Origin of the sequence: Pseudorhodoplanes sp., from assembly GCF_046289595.1 — a bacterium.
In the GTDB taxonomy this organism is placed as follows: Bacteria; Pseudomonadota; Alphaproteobacteria; order Rhizobiales; family Xanthobacteraceae; genus Pseudorhodoplanes.
Genome location: NZ_JBKBVB010000153.1, coordinates 1 through 9,086 on the forward strand (window position 1 = coordinate 1; position 9,086 = coordinate 9,086).

The following is a 9,086-nucleotide window of genomic DNA, read 5'->3' on the forward strand; positions in this document are numbered from 1 at the left end:
GATCAGAATCTGAATGCCGAAATTGTCGATCCACTTGACCGAGCCCTGCCAGCCGCCGACCGCGATCACGAAAACCGGAAACACAAAGGCAAAGCCCAGCGCAAACGGGATGGCGATCTTCGCGAATTTTGCGCGGCGTTCTGCGGCACGCAGGCTCGCCGCATCGGTGCGCGCCGCAGCGCGCGCTGCGAGCAGCGGTTGCACCACAAGCGATTGCATGAGGCTGATCGCGACGACGAAGGCGACCATGGCCGCAAGGAGCATGGGACGCGGATTGAGAATCAGCTCGTTGCGGATATTGACGGTGGTCTGCAGGCCGATCAGCGGCAGCAGGATGCCGAATGCGACGAGGCCGGCAATGGCCGCATCGCGGAAGGCGCGCGGGACGTCGACACGCGCGTGCGCGGGCTCAGCCATGTCCGACCCTTCTAGACCTTCTCGACCTCGGGCCGGCCGAGCAGGCCCTGCGGCATGAAAATCAGGACGATGGCGAGGATGGAGAAGGCAGCGACGTCCTTGTAGTCGATCGAGAAATAGGCCGACCAGAAGGTTTCAATCAGGCCGATCAGGAGCCCGCCGATCACCGCGCCCGGCAGCGAGCCGATGCCACCGAGAACGGCCGCGGTGAACGCCTTGATGCCCGGAACGAAGCCGTCGGCGAAGCTCACCACGCCGTAATACATGAGATACATTGTCCCGGCGACCGCTGCGAGGGCTGCGCCGATCACGAAGGTGATGGAGATGGTGCGGTCGACATTGACGCCGAGCAGGGCCGCCATTTTCGGATCCTGCTCGGTGGCGCGCTGTGCGCGGCCAAGCGGCGTCTTGGCCACGAGGTACCAGAACGCCGCGAGCAGGAGGGCGGTGACGGTCCAGATGATCAATTGCCTGTACGACAGCGTGACCGTGTAATTGCCGCGGTCCATCAGCACGATCACATCCGTCACCATCGGCGGGACCGACTTGTTGCGGGGGCCCTGCGCGACCTGCACGAAATTCATCAGGAAGATCGACATGCCGATCGCCGAGATCAGCGGCGCCAGGCGGAATGAGCCGCGCAAGGGCCGGTAGGCGACGCGCTCGATCGCCCAGCTGAGCATCGACGTAATGACCATGCCGACAATCAGGACGACGAACAGCGTCAGGAAAATCGAGGAGATGCCGAGGATGGTCGACATCACCAGCACCGTGATCAAGGCGACGAAGGTCGACACCATGAACACGTCGCCATGGGCGAAATTCACCATCCCGATGATACCAAACACCATCGTATAGCCGATGGCGATCAGGCCATAAATGGATCCCAGCGTGATACCGTTGATAAGCTGCTGAACGAAGACTTCCATGTCGACGCGCCCTTCCCCCCAGAATGTCGCACCCGGCCCGCCGATCGGACGCATCCACGCGGCGCGTCCGAAGGACTCTTGAAGTCTTAGCAGCGAGGGTGCGAGGCGGCAACGCGGCCGCCGCGCACGGGCGCCACTTGAATGGTCGAGCGGGGAAGGAGCAAGTCTTGGGCCAGAAAATTGCGGCCAGAACCCTTTGGCAAAAACCCTTTGCCAAAGGCTTTGCCAGCAAACGTTGCACCGCGAGACTGGGTCACGTGAGTTTAGCCTCGAGAGCTTGGCGAGCCGACCACGGCGCCTGCTCCGGAGCGGCTGCCTCGCGATTGCGGCAAAACCACAGATTTGGGGCGGAGACCTTGTCAAACCTTCGTGTCGCGAGCGCCGGAACGTCCGCATCGACGCCCGCGTTTAATGACAGGGCGGGCCAAACAGGAGCCTTCAACATGGCGATCGAACGGAACCAGAATCAACAGCAGCAGAACAACCCCAACCAGGGGGGACAGCAGGGCGGGCAACACAAGCCCGGTCAGCAGTCCCAGCAGCCCGGTCAGGGCGGCCAGCAGGGCGGCCAGCACAAGCCCGGCCAACAGCAGAATCGCTAGTGCTGCAGCGCGGCATAAACGTTTGACCGCGAAAGCCCTGCCTCACGGTGGGGCTTTCTTTTTTGCTCATGGCCGCGTTCCGCATGCGCGGCATCGGCATCGGCACCGGCGCGGCCGCGGCACTACCGACAAAGGAACCGCCGACAAAGTGTTGGCCGCGGATTGGAAGGCGTCTAGTCTTGCCGCATGAGCGCCGGGCTCCCTCTGTTTCATCTCTACGGCGATCCGCCTGACGACCAGGCGTTCGACTTCATGCATGTCGAAACCATCGCCGCGCGGTCCTCTTTGCATGACTGGCTGATCCGCGCGCACCGGCACCGCAATCTGTTCCAGGTTCTGCTCGTCGAGCGCGGCGGCGGCGAGATGATTTTCGAGGCATCGATTAAGCCGTTCAGTGCGCCATGCGCAATCATCGTGGCGCCAAACGTGGCGCATGGCTTCCGATTCCATGCGAGCATCACCGACGGGTATGTGATGAGCTTCAGCGAGGATGTCGCCTCGGTGCTGGGCGAACGATCGGGTGAGGCGATCGGGAAGCTCAAGGCGCTTGCGGCAGAACCCATCATCTCGCTCAAGACGGCGCATGATCGCCTCTCCTCGCTATGCGCAGACCTGCATCAGGAAATGCTGATTGCCCGCGATGGCTATCGGCTCGCGATGCGCGCTCTCTTGGCGCTGATCGCGATCGAGGTCGGGCGGCAATCGGCGAGCCGGGCCCGAACCGGTGCGGTGACGCTCGCGCCTGCCGATTCCACCGTCGATGCGCTGCAGCGCCTGGTCGAAGACAATTTCCGTAAGGAGCGGCAGATCGGTTTTTACGCCTCCGCGCTGGCGATGACTGCGGACCGCCTGAACGATCACGTCAAGCGTGCGACGGGCGTCACCGCAGGGCACCTGATACGCCAGCGCGTCCTGACCGAAGCCAAGCGCGAACTCGTCTTTACCGGCCGGCCGATCCACGAAATCGCCTACGAACTCGGCTTTGCCGACCCGTCGCATTTCGCGCGCTTCTTTCGCAAGCAGACCGCGATGAGTCCGCAGGACTTCCGCGCCCAGCAATTGCGGTAATATGGCATCCGACAATGTTACCTGTCTTGTTAGGGTAAACAGAACCTTTCCATTGAAGCGCCGAATGTAAACGTCAGACTCTCCGCCTCGAATAACAGGCCAAAGGCGAATGAGGCGGGAGGTGCGGATGCGCTGGCTTCCGAGAGCAATTCCGGCGCTGATTGCAATCGTCGCGTTTGACCTTGCAATCGTGTTCGGCGCCGAGGCAATCCGGATCTGGACCTCGCCGGTCTATGGCCTCGATCAAATGGTCTTTGCCAATCTCGTCCATGGCATCGGCAGGCTGTTTGGCATCAAGGCGCATGGGCTGTTTTCGATCGCGGCGCTTTTCGGTGCATTGTACCTCGCCACCGCCATCGTTTTGATGCTGCATATCGGCAGCCGGATTGCGGCCTTTGGCGGGGGGCGCGTCTCCCACGAGCTGCTCGACGCCGGCCTGATCCTTGTCGTGATCTCGACGATGGTCGCGGCGACCCCCGCGATCCTCCAGGGTGCGACGGAATTTCTGGTGCAGCAGCGCCTGCCGCTTTGGCTCGTGGGTCTCGCTGCAACGCTGTCGATGGTCGAAAGGCTGCCCGATGCGGATGCATACTATCCGGGCATTGTCGACAGGCTCGCTCGCCGGCTGGATCGGCGCCGTCATCGGGTGGCAGCCAGGCTTGTCGTTACCCCGGCGCTCCGCAATGCCGCTCCGGCCCGACGATGGGCGACGCTGCGCGGCGAAGCCGGCATGAAGGTTGCGGCCGCGCCGCTGGTGCGGCCCGCGGGCCCCTGGTTCACGCCGCACTGATCGTACTTCGCGTGCCCATCTGCCAATCAGGCTTTGCCGATCTCGGCAAGCACATCCGCGGCTTCCTTGAAGGCATGGTTGGCGGCAGGGACGCCGCAATAGATCGCCTGCTGCATGATGATTTCCTTGATGTCGTCGGGCGTGAAGCCGCCCTCGACCAGAGCGGCGCGCACATGCATGCGAAACTCCGCCCATTTGTCGAGCGCGAGCATGGTCCCGATCACCAGCACCCGGCGGGTGCGCTCATCGTAATGCGGCCTCGTCCAGATTTCGCCCCAGGCGTAGCGCGTGATGAAGTCCTGGAATTCGGCATTGAACGGCGTCTTGCCGGCATTGGCCTTGTCGACCCATGCATTGCCCAGCACCTTTCGGCGGCGCGCCATGCCAGTGTCGTAGCGGTCCTGTTCGTCCATCGCTATCGGTCTCAATTCGAGCGGAGGAAATCAAGGACCGTGCGCGCGTAAACGTCCGGCAGTTCGACATTGGCGATATGCGCCGCCTCCACGATGGCGAGCTTCGATCCGGGGATACGGTCGCGGATGAATTCCGCCGCCGCGACATTGGTCGCCGGGTCTTTGCTTCCCGCGATGATGAGCGTCGGCACCTTGATGTCCTTCAGGATCTCGCGGTGGTCCATGTCGCGCACCGCGGCAGCGCAGCCGAGATAGCCCTCGACCGGCGTTGCGATCATCATCTGCTTCATGCGGGCGGTGACGTCGGGATGCGCGGTCTGGAAGTCCTTGGTCAGCCATGCGTTGATCACCATGTCGGCGATCGCCGCGACCGAGCCAGCCTTACTGATCGCATCAATACGGTTATGCCACATGGTCTTGTCGGCATAATAGGACGAGGTATTGGACAGGATCAGCTTGTCGAAACGGTCGCCCGCATTGGCGCCAAGCCACATGCCTTCCATCCCGCCCATCGAGAGGCCCAGCCAGTTGACCTTGCCGAGCTTGAGCCCGTCCATGACGGCGATCGCGTCGCGCGCCAGCATTTCCATATTGTACGGGCCTTTTGGCACATCTGACTTGCCGTGACCGCGGCGGTCGTAGCGCACCACCCGGTATTCCTTGGTGAAGGCCGCCATCTGCGGATCCCACATGTGCTTGGTGGTTCCGAGCGAGGACGACAGCATCAGCACCGGCGCGTGGTCCGGGCCGGCGACCTCCACATCGATGGCGCATCCGTGAGAGTCAATGACGGGCATTTCTGGTCTTCCTCCGAGACTTTGTTTGAAAGGCGTAACCGCAAACTCCGCTCATTCCTGCGAAGGCGGGAATCCAGACTCTTTGGCGCTGGGTCCCCGCCGTCGCGGGGAGGAACGGAGGTCAGGGCGATGCATCACCGGCCCGCCTTTGCTGTCGCGATCAGGCGGTCGATGAATTGCTGCGCCACGCCCTGATAGCTCATCGGATCGAACAGCTTCGACAGTTCGGGCGCGGGGACGACATCGGTCACCTTGGAATCGGCGGCGAGCGCATCCTTGAGTGATATTTTTTCGGCATGCGCGCGCTTGCTCGCCTCTTCGACCAGCTTGTGCGCCTCCGACTTGCCGATCGTTTCGGCGAGCCTGAAGGCGACGGCTTCCGCCATAATCTGCCCGCCGGTAACGTCCAGATTGTCGCGCATGCGCTCCACATCGACATCGAGTCCCTCGGCAATGTCCACGACCGCATTGAGTGCGCCCGAGGTGACGAGCGACAGGGCCGGCAGGGTCGGCCATTCGGCGGCCCAGGCACCCGCGGCACGTTCATGCTCCTGGACCTGCGCCGCCAGGATGGTTGCGCAAAGCTGCGGGGCAATCGCGGCGCAGGCGAGCCCGGCCGCCGCCGCGACGGGATTGCGCTTGTGCGGCATGGTGGAGGACGCGCCGCGGCCTTCGCCCGCAGGCTCGAACGCCTCGCCGACCTCGGTCTGCATGAGCAGGGCGACATCGCGGGCGATCTTGCCGCAGGTGCCGGCAAGCAGTGCGAGCGCGCTCGCGGCCTCGCCGAGCCGGTCCCTGTGGGTGTGCCAGGGGCCGTCCGGCAGCGGCAGGTCCAGTTCCTTGGCGAAGGCCACCGCGACATCGAGGCCACGGTCGCCGAGCGCGGCCAGCGTGCCGGTGGCGCCGCCGAATTGCAGGACGAGGTCGTTGTTGCGCACCCGCCTGAGCCGGGCGCGGGCGCGTGTCAGCGCCGCAGCGTAGCCGGCGACTTTCAGGCCGAACGGCATCGGCAGCGCCTGCTGCAGCCAGGTGCGGCCCACGGTCGGCGTGTGACGATGCTTTTCGGCAAGCGTGGTGAAGGCGGGGATGGCGCGATCGATCTCTGTCAGCAGGTCGTCGATGACGGCACGCAATTCCAGCACCAGCGCGGTGTCGATGATGTCCTGACTGGTGGCGCCCCAGTGCACATAGCGGGCCGCTTCAGGATCTTTCTTCGCAACTTCGGCGGTCAGCGCCTTCACCAGCGGGATCGCCAGATTGCCGGCGGACACCGCGGCAAGGCCCAGCGCGCCGATGTCGTAGAATTTGGCATGGCAGGCATCGGCGATCGGCTTGGCTGCGGCTTTCGGGATCACGCCGAGGGAGGCTTCGGCCGAAGCAAGCGCGGCCTCGGCGCGCAGCATGCGGTCGAGCCGCGCCGGATCCGACAGGATCTGGCGCATTGCGGCGCTTGAATAGAGCGGGCTCATCAGCATGGACGGCAGCAGCGGCGTGGACATTGGCGGGCCCCCGGATCGGCCCGCACACTATGCGGTGTGCGCAGGTCCGCCAAGCCATTGATGTGTCGCGCTGCGGGCTTGCGCCGGCATATCGAAATCGGCGATACCGCCGTCATGTTCGATCTGACCCTCTCCTTCGACAACGGCCCGGAGCCGGCGGTGACCCCGCTCGTGATGGACGAATTGTCACGGCGGAACATCAGGACCACGTTCTTCGTGATTGGTCAGAAGCTTGCGCGCCCGGAATGCCGCGCGCTCGCAGAGCGCGCACATGCCGAGGGTCACTGGATCGGCAACCATTCCTGGACGCATTCGGTGCCGCTTGGCGAACAGAGCGGCGCCGATGTCGCCGAGCGCGAGATCGGCCGCACCCAGGAGGCGATGGCCGGGCTGATCCATCCGCACCGGTATTTCCGTCCGTTCGGCGGCGGCGGCAATCTCGACCGCCGGCTGATGTCCGGCCCCGTGCTCGAATACCTGAAGCGCGGCGGCTACACATGCGTGTTGTGGAATTCGATCCCGCGCGACTGGGCCGACCCGGAAGGCTGGGTCGAGACCGCGTTGTCGCATTGCCGGTCCCAGCCCTGGACGCTGATGGTGCTGCACGATCTGCCCACGGGCGCGATGGCGCATCTGCCGCGCTTTCTTGATAAGGTGGCGGAAGCAGGCGGTCGCATCCATCAGGACTTCCCGGCGGATTGCATGCCGATTGTCGATGGCAGGGTGGTGCGTCCGGTCGAGGATTATGTAGCCGCTGCCTGATTTTTTTCGAATGGAGTGACCGCCGATGGCGATGACGATGACCGGAGAGATTCCGCTTGAAGCGAGCCGCGAGGTCGTATGGACGAAGCTCAACGATCCGGAGGTGCTGAAAGCCTGCATTCCGGGCTGCGAGGAACTCAACGTCGTCGGCGAGAACGAATTCGAAGCCGTCGCGGTCAACAAGATCGGACCGGTCAAGGCCAAGTTCAAAGGCAAGGTGCAGCTCACCGATATCGACCCGCCGAACGGCTACAAGATTTCCGGGCAGGGTGACGGCGGCATCGCCGGCTTCGCCAAGGGCGGCGCGACCGTTTCGCTCTCCGATCACGAGGGCGGTACGATGCTGAAATACGATGTCGAGGCGCAGATCGGCGGCAAACTCGCGCAACTGGGTCAGCGCCTGATCAATGGCGCGGCCAAAAAGATGGCGGACGATTTCTTCGCGCGCTTTGCGGAAGCCGTTAAGGCCGGCTGAGGGCGGTCATCCGGCGTGACGATCGGGGGGCATCGTCATGGCCATGATGAGAGCAGCGGTTTGCCGGGACTACGGTCCGCCCGAAAACGTCCGGATCGCGATTGTCGAAAAGCCGGCCCCCAAAGCGGATGAAGTCCTGATCCGCATCCGTGCGAGCACGGTGTCGTCGGGCGACTGGCGGGTGCGCAGCCTGACCGTGCCAAAGGGCATGGGACTGATGGTGCGCGCGGTGTTCGGCTTCAGCAGGCCTCGCAACCCGATCCTCGGGACCGAGCTTGCCGGCACGGTCGAGGCCGTCGGTGCGGCGGTGACGAAATTCAAGCCTGGCGATGCGGTCATCGGCTATCCGTCGTTTCCCAATGGCTGCCATGCCGAATACCGCCCGATGCGGGAGACCGACCGCATCGTGCCCAAGCCCAATGCTCTGTGTTTCGAAGAGGCCGCAGCGATGTGCTTTGGCGGCGCCACCGCGCTGGATTTCCTGCGCGACCGCGCAAAGCTCAAGGCAGGTGAGAGTGCGCTGATTGTAGGGGCATCCGGTGCGCTCGGCAGCGCCGCATTGCAGCTTGCGAAGCATTTCGGGGCGCGGGTGACGGGCGTATGCAGCGCGGCCAATGTCGAGCTTGTCCGCGCACTCGGAGCCGATCGCGTGATCGACTATACTGCCGAGGATTATCGCCGCGGCGGCGAATGCTACGACGTGATCTTCGACACCGTCGGCGAAGCGTCGTTCAAGACCCACGAGCCATTGCTCCAGCCGGGCGGCCGCCTTTTGCTGCTGGCGGCGGGATTGCCGGAGATAATTTCTGCGATCGGGCGCAAGCGCGACGGCAAGCGGGTCTTTGCCGGGCCCGCGAAGGAGACGCTGGAACATCTGACGACGCTCAGCAAGCTGGCCGGGGCCGGCATTTACCGGCCGGTGATCGATCAGGTCTTTGCGTTCGAGCATATCGCCGAAGCGCATGCGCGGGTCGCGTCTCGCAGGAAGCGCGGCAGCGTGGTTGTCACGATCTGACGAGATCCATGTTTTCTCATGCCGGGCAGCAAAATCCGCGTCGGCGGAAGCGGGATGTCGTCTCGACGAGTGATCCGCACCGATCTGCGCTACGGTGATCCCGTTCGGATGGCGAACAGCACATTCAGTTCATCTTCCATTGGCCTGACAACAACCGGAGCGGCGCCGGACACTGTCCGAATGCCTTCCCCAGGATTCAGGCGAAGCTGCAGCTGCGGCCAGCCCAGCATAACGGGCTCCTCGCCAAAATTGACGAGCCCCCAGAGGTCATGGGTCGCCACTTTGCCAGTCTGATCCTGAATAACGAGTTCGCATACCG

Annotated in this window: 12 protein-coding genes; 6 read left to right on the forward strand and 6 right to left on the reverse strand. The window is 63.8% G+C overall.

What is annotated here, in order from left to right:
* Positions 1–417 (reverse strand): DUF3382 domain-containing protein (locus ACK41X_RS21260; protein ID WP_409727563.1); only part of this gene is annotated, 417 nt, incomplete at its 3' end.
* An 11-nt stretch (positions 418–428) separates the two neighbouring features.
* Positions 429–1,346 (reverse strand): ABC transporter permease subunit, encoded by a 918-nt coding sequence (locus ACK41X_RS21265; RefSeq protein ID WP_409727566.1) that lies wholly within the window; start codon positions 1,344–1,346, stop codon positions 429–431.
* 443 nt (positions 1,347–1,789) lie between these two features.
* On the opposite strand from ACK41X_RS21265, the gene ACK41X_RS21270 reads away from it, so the two are divergent.
* The 3 genes from ACK41X_RS21270 to ACK41X_RS21280 all read left to right on the forward strand — a co-directional run bounded on the left by ACK41X_RS21270 (position 1,790) and on the right by ACK41X_RS21280 (position 3,806).
* The gene (locus ACK41X_RS21270; RefSeq protein ID WP_409727569.1) at positions 1,790–1,948 is read left to right on the forward strand and encodes a hypothetical protein; all 159 of its coding nucleotides are present in this window, start codon (positions 1,790–1,792) and stop codon (positions 1,946–1,948) included.
* 186 nt (positions 1,949–2,134) lie between these two features.
* Positions 2,135–3,016, forward strand: a complete 882-nt coding sequence (locus ACK41X_RS21275) for a helix-turn-helix domain-containing protein (RefSeq protein WP_409727572.1) — start codon at positions 2,135–2,137, stop codon at positions 3,014–3,016.
* Positions 3,017–3,143: 127 nt separating this feature from the next.
* Positions 3,144–3,806, forward strand: coding sequence for a hypothetical protein (locus ACK41X_RS21280; RefSeq protein ID WP_409727575.1), 663 nt, complete (start codon positions 3,144–3,146; stop codon positions 3,804–3,806).
* Positions 3,807–3,832: 26 nt separating this feature from the next.
* Here ACK41X_RS21280 and pcaC read toward each other — a convergent pair whose 3' ends face one another.
* The 3 genes from pcaC to ACK41X_RS21295 form a co-directional block, all read right to left on the reverse strand.
* Positions 3,833–4,219, reverse strand: coding sequence for a 4-carboxymuconolactone decarboxylase (gene pcaC, locus ACK41X_RS21285; protein WP_409727578.1), 387 nt, complete (start codon positions 4,217–4,219; stop codon positions 3,833–3,835).
* A gap of 11 nt (positions 4,220–4,230) precedes the next feature.
* A complete protein-coding gene (gene pcaD / locus ACK41X_RS21290) occupies positions 4,231–5,016 on the reverse strand; it encodes a 3-oxoadipate enol-lactonase (protein WP_409727580.1) in 786 nt (261 codons plus the stop codon).
* 134 nt (positions 5,017–5,150) lie between these two features.
* Positions 5,151–6,515: a 3-carboxy-cis,cis-muconate cycloisomerase gene (locus ACK41X_RS21295; RefSeq protein ID WP_409727583.1), complete on the reverse strand. Its 1,365-nt coding sequence runs from the start codon at positions 6,513–6,515 to the stop codon at positions 5,151–5,153.
* Positions 6,516–6,629: 114 nt separating this feature from the next.
* On the opposite strand from ACK41X_RS21295, the gene ACK41X_RS21300 reads away from it, so the two are divergent.
* Genes ACK41X_RS21300 through ACK41X_RS21310 form a run of 3 tightly spaced genes read left to right on the forward strand, consistent with a single transcriptional unit; the run spans position 6,630 to position 8,767 of the window.
* The gene (locus ACK41X_RS21300) at positions 6,630–7,277 is read left to right on the forward strand and encodes a polysaccharide deacetylase family protein (protein WP_409727586.1); all 648 of its coding nucleotides are present in this window, start codon (positions 6,630–6,632) and stop codon (positions 7,275–7,277) included.
* A 25-nt stretch (positions 7,278–7,302) separates the two neighbouring features.
* A complete protein-coding gene (locus tag ACK41X_RS21305; protein WP_409727589.1) occupies positions 7,303–7,752 on the forward strand; it encodes an SRPBCC family protein in 450 nt (149 codons plus the stop codon).
* A gap of 37 nt (positions 7,753–7,789) precedes the next feature.
* Entirely contained in the window at positions 7,790–8,767 is a 978-nt protein-coding gene (locus tag ACK41X_RS21310) for an NAD(P)-dependent alcohol dehydrogenase (RefSeq protein ID WP_409727592.1), read from the forward strand.
* 89 nt (positions 8,768–8,856) lie between these two features.
* Here ACK41X_RS21310 and ACK41X_RS21315 read toward each other — a convergent pair.
* Positions 8,857–9,086: hypothetical protein (locus tag ACK41X_RS21315; RefSeq protein WP_409727595.1), on the reverse strand; the 230-nt coding region annotated here is incomplete at its 5' end.